This window comes from Thauera aminoaromatica S2 (genome assembly GCF_000310185.1).
Classification (GTDB): Bacteria; Pseudomonadota; Gammaproteobacteria; order Burkholderiales; family Rhodocyclaceae; genus Thauera; species Thauera aminoaromatica.
Genome location: NZ_AMXD01000042.1, coordinates 1 through 12,287, shown reverse-complemented (window position 1 = coordinate 12,287; position 12,287 = coordinate 1). Strand labels below are relative to the sequence as shown.

Genomic DNA, 12,287 nt, shown 5'->3' with positions numbered 1-12,287 from the left:
CGGATCAGAGAATCTGCTTGATGTCGTCGTACTTGAAGATGCCGAGCGAGCCGACCTGGAAGTCGGTACCCGAGGCGCCGCGGATCACGCTGGTGACCGGGCCGAACTCGAGCGTCCGACCCGTGACCTTCTTGCCCTCGGCGAGCGCGCTCAGCTCGACCGTGTAGGCGCCGTCGACGGCACGCGAACCGTCGCTGGCGGTACCGTCCCAGATGAAGTTCTGGCTGCCCGCCTTGACGTCAGCGAGCTCGATCTTCTTGATCTCGAGGCCGGCGGCGTCCTTGATCGACAGCACCACGCTGTCGGCCGCGGCATCGAGCTCGAAACCGCCTACCGCGCCGGCCTCGGTGAGGGTCAGCTTCTTCCCCTCCACCAGCACGCCGCGCCCGACGAGCGCGGCAGCCTGCATCGAGTCGTAGGCGCTCTGGCCATCGACGAAGCTCTGGAACATCTTGTTCAGGCGCTCGATGCCGTCGACCGTGCTCATCTGTGCGAGCTGCGAGGTGACCTCCGCATTCTCCATCGGGTTGAGCGGATCCTGATTCTTCAGCTGGGTGGTGAGCAGGGTGAGGAAGCGCGAGTTCATGTCGCCGGAGGCCGAAGCCTTCGACTCCTCGCGCGTGTTGATCTTGGCGAGCACGCTCGCCGCGATGTCCTGGTTGTTCGTTACGCTGCTCATTCCTCTCTCCTGCTGTCGGCGTTTTCCGCGTCACGGCGCCTGCGGGGTGCTTACTGGCCGATCTGCAAGGTACGCTGAAGCAAGGTTCGTGCCGTGCTCATCACCTCGGCGTTGTTCTGGTAGGAACGCGAGGCGGAGATCATGTTCACCATTTCCTCGACCACGTTGACGTTGGGCATCTCGACGTAGCCGTCGGGGTTGGCGGCAGGGTTGTTGGGCTCGTAGACCAGCCGCAGGGGCGCGGCGCTCTCGACCACCTGGGTCACCTGCACGCCGACCGCCGCCGGGCCGGCGACCGGGCGCGCGGCGAACACCACCTGCTTGGCGCGGTAGGGCTGGCCGTCCGCGGAGGTGACGCTGTCGGCGTTGGCAAGGTTGGAGGCGGTGGCATTGAGGCGCAGCGACTGCGCATTGAGCGCCGAGCCGGCGATCTGGAAGACGTTCAGCATGCTCATGGCGGCTCTCCTTACTGGCCGGTGATCGCGGTGTTCATCGAGCGCAGCATGCCGTTGATGAAGGTCACGCTGGCCTCGTAGTGCAAGGCGTTCTCGGCGAAGGCGGCGCGCTCGACGTCCATGTTCACCGTGTTGCCGTCCACCGCGGACTGCAGCTCGCTGCGGTAGCCGGTCAGGCTTTCGAGCGCAGGCGCGGGTGCGCTGCCGATGTGGCCCGCCTGCGTGGTCGCCATCTGCACACCCTCCCGCGAGGCATTGAGCGCGCCCTGCAGCGCGGCGCGGAAATCCACGTCGCGCGCCTTGTAGTGCGGCGTGTCGGCGTTGGCGATGTTCGAGGCGATCAGCTGCTGGCGGTGCGCCTGCAGGTTCAGCGCGGTCTGGTGGAACTGGATCTGCCGGTCGAAAAGGGTCTTCATCGCTGTGCTCCCGGGACGGTGCGCCCGGACGTTTCGGACGCAGTTTCCATGCCAGCGATGGTAGGCGCGGGCCGGCAAGACCCTGGCGCCGATAAGGGGGGCAAAGCCCGGCCAATTTCGCCGCCACCCGCCGGCAAGGATTGCCGGCGGACGCTGCCGGTTGCCAGGCCGGCGGGGGTCATGGTGCAATCCCGCCATGACGACTCCCCTCCACCGCAGGCTCGCCGTAAGGCGACTGCGCGGCCCGGCCGCAGCGCTGTGCGCGGCCCTCGTGCTGCTTCCCTCCCCCGCCGCGATCGCCCAGCACGCCGAGGGGGCGGTCGAGGCCCGCGTGCGCCAGTTCCTGCAGCGCCAGGTCGCCGGCCTGCCCGGCGAGGTGTCGATCGAGCTCGCGCCGCTCGATCCCAACAGCCAGTTGCCCGCCTGCGCCGCGCTCGAACCCTTCCTGCCCGCGGGCACGCGCGCGTGGGGACGCTTCAGCGTCGGTGTGCGCTGCGACTCACCGGTGACGTGGACCGCCTACCTGCAGGCGCGCGTCGCCGTGGTCGCCGACTACCTGATCGCCGCCCGCCCGCTGCGCGCCGGCCAGGTGCTCGGCCCCGCCGACCTCGGGCAGCGCAGGGGCGACCTCACCGCGCTCCCCGACAATCTCCTCACCGACCCCACCCAGGCCAGCGGCCACCACACCCGCATCGCGGTCGCCGCCGGCAGCCCCTTGCGCGGCGACATGCTGCGCGTACCCCACGCCGTGCGCCAGGGCCAGACCGTGAGCGTGCTCGGCGTGGGCGCGGGCTTCCGGGTGGCGAGCGAAGGCCGTGCGATGAACAACGCCGCCCCGGGTGAGAAGGTGAGGGTGCGCCTGGCCGACGGCCAGGTCGTCACCGGGACCGCACAGGCGGGCGGCGCAGTGGCGCTGGAGTTCTGAGGCGGCTGCGTGCCGAACGGAGACGGCCGCGAGCGGATGGCCGAGCGTGAAAGATTTCATGCTTTAATCGCTCAAGTTCCACGCCATCGCGCCGAAGAGAACGTCAGAGTCACTCTGTATGGGAACTGCGCCATGAAAATCGAAAGCTCGGGCAAGGCGATTGCCCCCTCCACCGCAGCGGAGGCCCGCCCACGCAGCCCCGCGAGCCCCGGCGCCACGGTCTCCGCCGGCAGCGAAAAGGTCCAGCTCTCCTCGCTGTCGTCCAGCCTCGCCAAGGCCGAGGCGAGCATCGCCCAGACCCCGGTCGTCGACGCGCAGCGCGTCGAGGAGATCAAGCAGGCGATCGCCAACGGCGAATTCAGGATCGACGCCGGACGCATCGCCGACGGGCTGATCGACAGCGTGCGCGAGATGCTCGCAGGCCAGCGCTGAACGCTTCACCGCGCATGAACCGTCCTGCCGTCCCGCCCTCCTCCGCCGACCGCCAGCGCCTCGCGCTGCTGATCGAAGCGGAAGCGATCCAGCTCGGAGAGTTCGTCGAGCTGCTCGCGCGCGAGGAGGCGCTGCTGATCGCCGGGGAGGTCGATGCACTGGTGGTGCTCTGCCAGGACAAGAACGAACGCTACCGCCGCCTGCAACGGCTCTCCGACGACCGTAGCCTGCTGCTCGGCCGCTTCGGCCAGGCGGTCTCCGACACCGTGATTCGCGACTGGCTCGCCGGCTTGCCGCGCGTGCTGGCGCGCTGGGACGAGGTCCTCGGCTTGGCCCGCACGACGCGCGAGCGCAACGCCCTCAACGGCAAGCTCATCACCGAGCGCATGGCGCACAATCAGGCCGCGCTCAGCCTGCTGCTCTCGGCCGCCGACCAGCCGCCGCTCTACGACGCCGAAGGCCATACCCGCGCCATTGGCGGCGGGCGCATGCTCGGCAGCGCCTGAACATACATACAGCCCTTCGCTCTGCTATCCTTGCGCCCTTCGCAAGTTCGAACGGGCAGTCAGCATGGCCGGCACGCAAGGCACTCCAAAGCAGTACGACGAATCCTCCTTCCGCGTCCTGAAAGGGCTCGAGCCGGTGCGCGAACGCCCCGGCATGTACACCCGCACCGACAGCCCGGCGCACATCATCCAGGAGGTGATCGACAACGCCGCCGACGAAGCGCTCGGCGGCTTCGCGAAAAAGATCCACGTCACGCTCCATGTCGACGGCTCGGTCACCGTGGCCGACGATGGCCGTGGCATCCCGGTCGGACTGCACCCCGAGGAAGGCGTCCCGGTGGTGGTGCTGGCCTACACCCGGCTGCACGCCGGCGGCAAGTTCGACAAGCGCGAGGGCAACTCGGCCTATGCCTTCTCGGGCGGCCTGCACGGCGTCGGCGTGTCGGTGACCAACGCGCTGTCGACCCGGATCGAGGTCGAGGTCAGGCGCGAGGGCAAGATCCACCGCATCGACTTCTCCGACGGCGGCGAGACGATCGGCCCGGTGCGCGTCGAGGGCGACTGCGGACGCCAGACCGGCACCCGGGTGCGGGTGTGGCCGGACGGCAAGTACTTCGAATCTCCGCGCGTGCCGATGAACGAGCTCGAGCGCCTGCTGCGCTCGAAAGCGGTGCTGCTGTCGGGGGTCGCGGTGCGGCTCGACATCGAGCAGGCGAACGGCCCGGCGCTGACCAAGACGTGGTCCTACCCCGACGGCCTCGCCGGTTATCTGAAAGAGCTCGCGGGCGACGTCGAGCCGGTGGCGCCGATCTTCACCGCCGAGAAATACGCCGCCAAGGACGATCCGACCTTCGCCGCCGGTGAAGGCGCGGCGTGGGCGCTGGCATGGTTCGAATCCCCGGTGCCGAGCGAGTCCTACGTCAACCTGATCCCGACCGTGAACGGCGGCACCCACGAATCCGGCCTGCGCGCCGGCGTGTTCGAGGCGATGAAGTCCTTCATCGACCACCACACCCTGCTGCCGCGCGGCGTGAAGCTGCAGCAGGAGGACGTGTGCGGGCGCATGAGCTTCGTGCTCTCGGCGCGCCTGCTCGACCCGCAGTTCCAGGGCCAGGTGAAGGAAAAGCTCAACTCGCGCGAGGCGGTCAAGCTCGTCTCCAGCCAGCTGCGCGACCCCTTCGAGATCTGGCTCAACAACCACGTCGAGGCCGGCCGCGCGATCGCCGAGCTTTCCATCAAGCAGGCGCTTGCGCGCCAGAAGAGCGCGCAGAAGGTCGAGAAGAAGAAGACCTCGGGCGTGGCGGTGCTGCCCGGCAAGCTGTCGGACTGCGAGTCCGAGGACCTCGCCGACAACGAGCTCTTCCTGGTCGAGGGCGACTCCGCCGGCGGCTCGGCCAAGATGGCGCGCAACAAGGAGACCCAGGCCATCCTGCCCTTGCGCGGCAAGGTGCAGAACGCCTGGGAGATCGACCCGGATCGCCTCTTCGCCAACGCCGAGATCCACGACATCGCGGTGGCCCTCGGCGTGGACGCGCACACCGCCGACAGCCCGATCGACCTCTCCGGGCTGCGCTACGGCAAGGTCGTCATCATGTCCGACGCCGACGTCGACGGCGCCCACATCCAGACCCTGCTGCTGACGCTGTTCTTCCGCCACTTCCCCAAGCTCATCGAGCGCGGCCACGTGTATGTGGCGCAGCCGCCCCTGTACCGCATCGATGTCCCGGCACAAGGCAAGAAGCGCCCGCCGCGCCGCCTCTACGCGCTCGACGAGGGCGAGCTCGCCGCGATGCGCGAGCGCCTGGAGAAGGAAGGCTTCAAGCCCGACGCGATCGAGATCGGCCGCTTCAAGGGCCTGGGCGAGATGAACCCCGACCAGCTGCGCGAGACCACCATGGACCCGGCCACCCGTCGGGTGCTGCCGGTGAAGGTGCGCAGCGGCGCGCTGCAGGACACGCTGAAGATGTTCACCCTGCTGATGGGCAAGGGCGAAGCCTCGGGGCGGCGTGCGTGGATGGAAGAAAAGGGCGACAGCGTCGAGGCGGATGTCTGAGTCCCCCAAGGCAAATCGAATTGCCCGACGCCATCACCCGGAATAAAGTAGTGATATTCACTACACCGATGCAAGCTACGGACCTGCCATGCACACCATTTCCGCCGCCGAAGCGAATCGACAGTTCTCCAGCCTGCTCCGCCAGGTCAGCCAGGGCGAGACCATCACGGTCCTGTCCCACGGCCGTCCCGTCGCCACGATCAGCCCCGCCACAGAAGCGGGCGAATCCGGTCACGACCGTGCCAACGCACGCGCCCGTCTGCTCGCCCGCCTCAATCGGGAACCTGCCGCAGGCGAACGAAGCTGGAACCGCGACGAACTCTACGACCGCGACCAATGAAGATCGCGCTGGACACCAACATCCTCGCCTACGCAGAGGGCGCCGGAGAGGACGCGCGTTGTGCAGCGGCTCGTGCGCTGATCGAGGATCTCGCGGCGAGCGAGGTGCTGATCCCGGCGCAGGCCTTGGGTGAGTTGCACCGGGTCCTCACCGCCAAGCTCAGGCGCGACGCCGAGACAGTGCGCGGCGCCCTGCTCGACTGGTCCGATGCCTACGAGGTGGCCGATTCGACCTGGCCGAGCTTCCAGGCCGCCATCGACCTGGCCTGCGATCACCGCATGCAGATCTGGGATGGCCTGGTCCTTTCGGTGGCTGCGGAAAACCGTTGCCGCCTGCTGCTGAGCGAAGACCTGCAGCACGGCTTCACCTGGCGCGGCGTCACCGTTATCAATCCTTTCGAGCATGTCGCGCACCCGCTACTGCTCGCAGCATGCAATTCGAGCTCATGAGCACAGACACTCCCGACCTCTTCGACGCGCCTGGCGTGCCCGAATCCGTCGCCCCCTCGACCCCGGCCGGCGCAGCCCCGAGTGCTGCCTCGACAACTCGGGGCGCAGCGCCTGCGACCGCCTCCGACGCAGACATCCCCCCGCCCCCTGCCCCGCCCGCCGACCCGGAACCCGAGCCCGAGGACGACGGCACGCTGGCGCTCGACCGCTACGCCGAGCGCGCTTACCTCGCCTACGCGATGAGCGTGGTGAAGTCGCGCGCGCTGCCGCAGGTCGAGGACGGCCTGAAGCCGGTGCAGCGCCGCATCCTGTTCGCGATGAACGAGATGCGGCTGTCGTCCACCTCCAAGCACGTGAAGTCGGCGCGCGTGGTCGGCGATGTGATCGGCAAGTACCACCCGCACGGCGACTCCAGCGTGTACGACGCCATGGTCCGCGTGGCGCAGGACTTCTCGCTGCGCTATCCGCTGGTCGACGGCCAGGGCAACTTCGGCTCGCGCGACGGCGACTCGGCGGCGGCGATGCGCTACACCGAATGCCGGCTTACGCCGATCGCCGAGCTGCTGCTGTCCGAGATCGACCGCGGCACGGTGGACTTCATCCCCAACTACGACGGCGCCTTCGAGGAGCCGCAGCTGCTGCCCGCGCGCCTGCCCTTCGTGCTGTTGAACGGCGCCTCGGGCATCGCGGTGGGCATGGCGACCGAGATCCCGCCGCACAACCTGCGCGAGGTGGCCGAGGCCACCTGCCACCTGATCCGCCACCCCGAGGCCACGCTCGACGACGTGCTGGCCATGCTGCCCGGCCCCGACTTCCCCGGTGGTGGCCAGCTCATCTCCACGCCCCAGACCATCCGCGAGGCCTACGCGACCGGCCGCGGCAGCCTGCGCCTGCGCGCGCGCTGGAAGATCGAGGAGCTCGCCCGCGGCCAGTGGCGCGCCATCGTCGAGGAGCTGCCGCAAGGCGTGTCCGCCGCACAGGTGCTGTCCGAGATCGAGACCCTGACCAACCCGCAGCCGCGCGCCGGCAAGAAGGAGGTCTCGCAAGAGCAGAAGAACCTCAGGCAGCTCGTGCTCGGCGCGCTCGACACGGTACGTGACGAGTCCAGCGACAAGGCGCCGGTGCGCATCGTGCTGGAGCCCAAGTCGAGCCGGCAGAACCGCGACGAGTTCATGGCGGTGCTGCTCGCCCACACCAGCCTGGAGACCTCGGCCTCGGTCAACATGACCATGATCGGCCGCGACGGGCGGCCGCAGCAGAAGAACCTGGTGCAGATCCTGCGCGAATGGATCGACTTCCGCTACGTGACCGTCGAGCGCCGCACCCGCCACCGGCTGGACGAGGTCGATCGGCGCATCCACATCCTCGAAGGCCGCATGATCGCCTTCCTGCACATCGAGGAAGTGATCCGCGTGATCCGCGAGTCGGACGAGCCCAAGCCGGCGCTGATCGCGGCCTTCGGGCTGTCCGACGTCCAGGCCGAGGACATCCTCGAGATCCGCCTGCGCCAGCTTGCGCGCCTGGAAGGTTTCAAGATCGAGAAGGAGCTCGCCGAGCTCAAGGACGAGCGCGCCGGACTGCAGCACCTCCTCGACAGCCGCGCGGCGATGACGAAGCTGATCCTGAAGGAGATCCAGGACGACGCCAAGAAGTACGGCGATGACCGCCGCACGCTCGTGGAGGCCGTGGCGGCGGTCGCACCCGCCGAGATCAGCGTGCCGGACGAGCCGGTCACCGTGATCGTGTCGAAAAACGGCTGGGTGCGCTCGCGCCAGGGCCACGGCATCGACCCTGCCGGCATCGCCTACAAGGCCGGCGATTTCGGCTTCGCGGTTCTCGAGACGCGCACCACCTGGCCGCTGATCGTCATCGACGGCAACGGCCGCGCCTACACGGTAAAGGTGTCCGAGCTGCCCGGCGGGCGCGGCGACGGCGCGCCGATCACCACGCTGGTGGAGTTCCAGGACGGCGGCAAGCTCGCACAGGTCGTCACCGACACGCCGGATTCGGTGTACTTCTTCGCCAACAGCGGCGGCTATGGTTTCCTGTGCAGCGTCGCCGACGCCAGCAGCCGTCAGCGCGCGGGCAAGGCCTTCATGAGCCTGGAAAAGGGCGAGAAGGTGCTGGCGCCGGCCAAGGTGTTCGGCGACTGGATCGCGGCAGCGTCCGAGAACGGCCGCATCCTGGTCTTCCCCCGCCCCGAGATGAAGACCCAGAGCGGCGGCCGCGGCGTCATCGTGATGGCGCTCGACGAAGGCGAGGCGCTGGCGGCGGTGGCGGTGCCGGCCGACGATGCGGTGCTCGCCGTCGAGGGCAGTGGTCGCGGCGGCAAGGCGTTGACGATCGAGCTCAAGCCCGCCCAGCGCGAACCGCTGCGCCACCGCCGCGCACGCAAGGGCGTGCCGCTGACTCCAAAGCTCAAGCCCGAGCGCATGCGCTGACCGTTGCGCCGATCGCGACTCGCGTCGCTCCTACGGCGCACCGACGCGCCTCGTATCTCGCGTGGAAGCGACGCACCGATGCGCCTCGGCGTCTCTCGTGGGAGCGACGTACCGATGCACCTCGGCATCTCTCGTGGGAGCGACGCACCAATGCACCTCGGCATCTCTCGTGGGAGCGACGTACCAATGCACCTCGGCGTCTCTCGTGGGAGCGACGCAAGTCGCGATCGCAGCGGCGAAAAAGGCACGGCGGGAACCGTTGCGCCGATCGCGACTTGCGTCGCTCCCACGAGATCCGCAAGGAACCGGACACGCCGTGGGGTCTCACCCCGACCGGCTGCCATCAACCCTGCGGGGCCTCCGGCAGGATGGAGCGGATGGGGTCGTCGGGCGGGATGGTGGTCGGGCCGGCATTGCCTTCGGGATCGGCCATGCGCGACTCGATCAGGATGGTGACGCGACGGTTGCGGCCGCGGCCCTCCTCGTCCGCGTTGTCCGCGACCGGGCGCTGGTCGGCATAGCCGGCGGCGGTCAGGCGCGCCGGGGTGACGCCGTTGTCGATGAAGAGCCGCGCCACCGTCGAGGCACGCACCGCCGAGAGCTCCCAGTTCGACGGAAAGCGGAAGGTGCTGATCGGCACGTTGTCGGTGTGGCCCTCGACCGTGATCGGGAACTCCGCCGGCGCCAGCACCCGCGCCACCGCCTGCAGCGCCGACACGGCATTGCTGCCGAGCGCGGCCTCGCCCGGCGCGAAGAGCAGGCTGGCGTTGATCTCGACGCTGACGCCGAAGGCGCCCTCGGTGACCTTCACCTGGCCAGACCCCGTCAGCGGCGAGAGCACGCGGCGGATCTCGTCGGCCACGTTGCGCATGCGCTGCGCGGCCTGCTGGCGACGCTGCTCCACGACAGGATCCACCGCCGGGGGCGCCGGCCGGGTGATCGCCTGCGAAGGCACGACGCTGACCTTGGGCAGCACGATCTGTTCGCCGCTCTCGTTCACATTGACGTTGCGGAAGGCCTGCACGAGCGAGTCGGAGAGCACGCGGTACTTGCCCTCGTTGACCGACGACAGCGAATACATGACCACGAAGAAGGCGAACAGCAGCGTGATGAAGTCGGCGTAGGACACCAGCCAGCGTTCGTGGTTGTCGTGTTCCTCGTCGAGCTTGCGCCTGCGCCGCATGATGTCTCCCGGCGCTCAGGCCACGTAGCCCTGCATGCGGCTGGCGATGATGCGCGGGTTGTCGCCGTTGGCGATCCCCACCAGACCATCGACGAACATCTCGCGCTGGGTGGTCAGGGTGACGATGTGCGCGCCCAGCTTCTTGGCGATCGGCAGGAACACCAGGTTGGCGAAGCCCACGCCGTAGATCGTGGCGACGAAGGCGACCGCGATGCCGGCGCCCAGCCGCGAAGGGTCGGAGAGGTTCTCCATCACGTGGATCAGGCCCATCACCGCGCCCAGGATGCCGATCGTCGGCGCATAGCCGCCGGCCGCCTCCCAGATGCGCGCCGACATCTTCATCTGGTTCTCCCACACGCCGATCTCGACCTCGAGCACCTCGCGCAGGCGGTTGGGCTCGATGCCGTCGACCAGCAGCTGCAGGCCCTTGCGCATGAAGGGGTCGGACAGCGCCTCGATCTGGTTCTCCAGGCTCAGCAGGCCCTCCTTGCGCGCGGTCTGGCCCCAGTTCGCGACCTGCTCGATGATCGTATCGAAGGCGGGCGCCGGCGGCACGAAGACCCAGCGCGCCATGCGCATGCCCTGCATGAAGACGCGCAGCGGGCTCTGCAGCATGACCGCGCCGAGCGTGCCGCCGATCACGATCATGAACGCGGTGGGCTGGAACAGCGAGGACAGGTGACCGCCCTCGATCACCTGGCCGACGAGGATGGCGGCGATTCCGAGGGTGAGGCCGACGAGGCTGATCTTGTCCATGGTATCCGGGGGCAGCGCTGGCGGCCCCGATCAGCGGCCCGCGGCCGCGTTCTTGGGTGGGCGCCCGCGCCGGCGCGCGACCGGCATCGCCGTGCCGCCCTCGAAGACGCAGGCGCGCAGGCGAGCCACCGCCTGGCTGTGCAGCTGGCACACGCGCGACTCGGTGACGCCGAGCACCTCGCCGATCTCGCGCAGGTTGAGCTCCTCGTCGTAATACAGCGCCATCACCAGCTGCTCGCGCTCGGGCAGGTGCTCGATCGCCCCGACCAGGCGGCGGCGCAGGTCGGTGTCCTCGAGCAGGGTGAGCGGATCGTTGCCCTCCTGGGCGAGATGGCGGTCGAGATAGTCGTCGTCTTCCTCGCGGTTGAAATCCTCGAGATAGACGAGCTGGTGGCCGCGCGCGTCCTGCAGCATGCGCTGGTAATCCTCCAGCGGCAGGTCGAGCGCGGCGGCGAGCTCGCTCTCGGAGGGCGGGCGGCCGTTCTGCTGCTCCAGGCTGTGGATCGCCGCCTCGATGCGGCGCATGTCGCGGCGCAGGCTGCGCGGCAGCCAGTCGTTCTCGCGCAGGCCGTCGAGCATGGCGCCGCGGATGCGCTGCACCGCATAGGTCTCGAACTGGGCGCCGAGGCCCTGCTCGTAGCGGCCGAGGGCATCGAGCAGGCCCATCATGCCGTTCTGGATCAGGTCGTCCACATCCACGCTGGCGGGCAGGCGCGACATCAACTGGTAGGCGATGCGCTTGACCAGCGGGGCGTAGTTCTCGACGAGGCCACCCTTGTCGAGCTTACCGTGTGCGTCGTACATGCATCGGGCCTGTGGGTTCTGGCAGCAGACGGGACCGTCGGACCCCGCCCGCGTGGATAGGAGTTGTGCATTTTCCCGTAGCATTGCCGCCTTTACCAGCGCGATCTGTCACGTCGGCGGCGCATCAGGCGCGCATGACGCCGGCACGCGCCATGGCGCCGACCCGGCGCAGGAAGGCCGCGCCCGCATCGTGGGTCGAAGCCTGCAGCGGCTGCTGCAGGCCGCCGGCGATCTCGTCGCGTTCGAGCTCGCCCACCCACGCGAGCGGGACGCCCACGTGGCGGCGCACGAGCGCATCGAGACTGCGGAAGAAGGCGGTGGCGTCCGCCCGCCCGCGCGCGCGGCACACGGCCACGTGCACCGAGCCGGCTCCCGCGGCGGCAAGGCCCTTGATGGTGTGGTAGGCGTCGGTGGCGCCGCTCGCGCTCGCCTCGGCGACCACCAGTCGGCGCGGCGCGGCGAGCACGAACGGAGACGGCTCCGCAGCCTGTTCGCCGCTCGCGTGCACCAGAACGAAGCCGGCGTGGCGGTGCAGGATGCGCAGCGCCTCGATCAGGCAGGCACGGCGCGGATCGTCGAGCAGGGGCAGCGCGAGCGCCGCGGCCGCGGCCGGCACGCGGCCCACCAGGCCCGGCACCGGCTGCACGATGTCGGCGAGCGTGCTGCGGCCGTCGAGCAGCTGCAGCAGGTCCACGCCCTCGCCCACGCCGAGCGCGCCGCACAGCCTGGCGCCGCCCTCGGCCTCGTCCAGCACCAGCACACGCTCGCTGCGCCCGGCGATGCGGTGGGCGGCGAGCGCGGCGTTGTCGGCGGCGCGGCGACCGCCCGCATACAGCGCCACCACCTGG

At 69.3% G+C, this 12,287-nt stretch carries 14 protein-coding genes; 7 read left to right on the top strand and 7 right to left on the bottom strand.

Annotated features, from left to right (window positions below):
- Positions 1-4: 4 nt before the first annotated feature.
- Genes C665_RS08610 through flgB form a run of 3 tightly spaced genes read right to left on the bottom strand, consistent with a single transcriptional unit; the run spans position 5 to position 1,550 of the window.
- Complete coding sequence (locus tag C665_RS08610) at positions 5-679, bottom strand: flagellar hook assembly protein FlgD (RefSeq protein WP_004305526.1); 675 nt, start codon at positions 677-679, stop codon at positions 5-7.
- Positions 680-729: 50 nt separating this feature from the next.
- Entirely contained in the window at positions 730-1,134 is a 405-nt protein-coding gene (gene flgC, locus C665_RS08605; protein WP_004305523.1) for a flagellar basal body rod protein FlgC, read from the bottom strand.
- 11 nt (positions 1,135-1,145) lie between these two features.
- Complete coding sequence (gene flgB / locus C665_RS08600) at positions 1,146-1,550, bottom strand: flagellar basal body rod protein FlgB (RefSeq protein ID WP_004305521.1); 405 nt, start codon at positions 1,548-1,550, stop codon at positions 1,146-1,148.
- Between the two features lie 196 nt (positions 1,551-1,746).
- Here flgB and flgA point away from each other — a divergent pair, with 196 nt between their 5' ends.
- The 7 genes from flgA (at position 1,747) to parC (ending at position 8,696) form a co-directional block, all read left to right on the top strand.
- Positions 1,747-2,475, top strand: coding sequence for a flagellar basal body P-ring formation chaperone FlgA (flgA, locus tag C665_RS08595; protein ID WP_040828845.1), 729 nt, complete (start codon positions 1,747-1,749; stop codon positions 2,473-2,475).
- 132 nt (positions 2,476-2,607) lie between these two features.
- On the top strand, positions 2,608-2,907 hold the full coding sequence (gene flgM, locus C665_RS08590; protein WP_004305515.1) for a flagellar biosynthesis anti-sigma factor FlgM: 300 nt from the start codon (positions 2,608-2,610) through the stop codon (positions 2,905-2,907).
- A 14-nt stretch (positions 2,908-2,921) separates the two neighbouring features.
- On the top strand, positions 2,922-3,413 hold the full coding sequence (locus tag C665_RS08585) for a flagella synthesis protein FlgN (RefSeq protein ID WP_004305513.1): 492 nt from the start codon (positions 2,922-2,924) through the stop codon (positions 3,411-3,413).
- A gap of 64 nt (positions 3,414-3,477) precedes the next feature.
- Positions 3,478-5,466, top strand: a complete 1,989-nt coding sequence (locus C665_RS08580) for a DNA topoisomerase IV subunit B (RefSeq protein WP_004305510.1) — start codon at positions 3,478-3,480, stop codon at positions 5,464-5,466.
- 88 nt (positions 5,467-5,554) lie between these two features.
- Positions 5,555-5,806: a type II toxin-antitoxin system Phd/YefM family antitoxin gene (locus tag C665_RS08575; protein ID WP_004305508.1), complete on the top strand. Its 252-nt coding sequence runs from the start codon at positions 5,555-5,557 to the stop codon at positions 5,804-5,806.
- On the top strand, positions 5,803-6,255 hold the full coding sequence (locus tag C665_RS08570; protein ID WP_004305507.1) for a PIN domain-containing protein: 453 nt from the start codon (positions 5,803-5,805) through the stop codon (positions 6,253-6,255). Before C665_RS08575 ends, C665_RS08570 begins: the two co-directional genes overlap by 4 nt.
- Entirely contained in the window at positions 6,252-8,696 is a 2,445-nt protein-coding gene (gene parC / locus C665_RS08565) for a DNA topoisomerase IV subunit A (protein ID WP_004305506.1), read from the top strand. The genes C665_RS08570 and parC overlap by 4 nt, the downstream gene beginning before the upstream one ends.
- A 343-nt stretch (positions 8,697-9,039) precedes the next feature.
- Here the strand turns inward: parC and motD are convergent, their stop codons facing one another.
- The 4 genes from motD to C665_RS08545 form a co-directional block, all read right to left on the bottom strand.
- Positions 9,040-9,879 (bottom strand): flagellar motor protein MotD, encoded by an 840-nt coding sequence (motD, locus tag C665_RS08560; protein WP_004305503.1) that lies wholly within the window; start codon positions 9,877-9,879, stop codon positions 9,040-9,042.
- A gap of 15 nt (positions 9,880-9,894) precedes the next feature.
- A complete protein-coding gene (locus C665_RS08555; RefSeq protein ID WP_004305500.1) occupies positions 9,895-10,635 on the bottom strand; it encodes a flagellar motor protein in 741 nt (246 codons plus the stop codon).
- A 30-nt stretch (positions 10,636-10,665) separates the two neighbouring features.
- Complete coding sequence (locus tag C665_RS08550; protein ID WP_004305488.1) at positions 10,666-11,439, bottom strand: RNA polymerase sigma factor FliA; 774 nt, start codon at positions 11,437-11,439, stop codon at positions 10,666-10,668.
- Between the two features lie 124 nt (positions 11,440-11,563).
- Positions 11,564-12,287: MinD/ParA family ATP-binding protein (locus C665_RS08545; RefSeq protein ID WP_004305486.1), on the bottom strand; the 724-nt coding region annotated here is incomplete at its 5' end.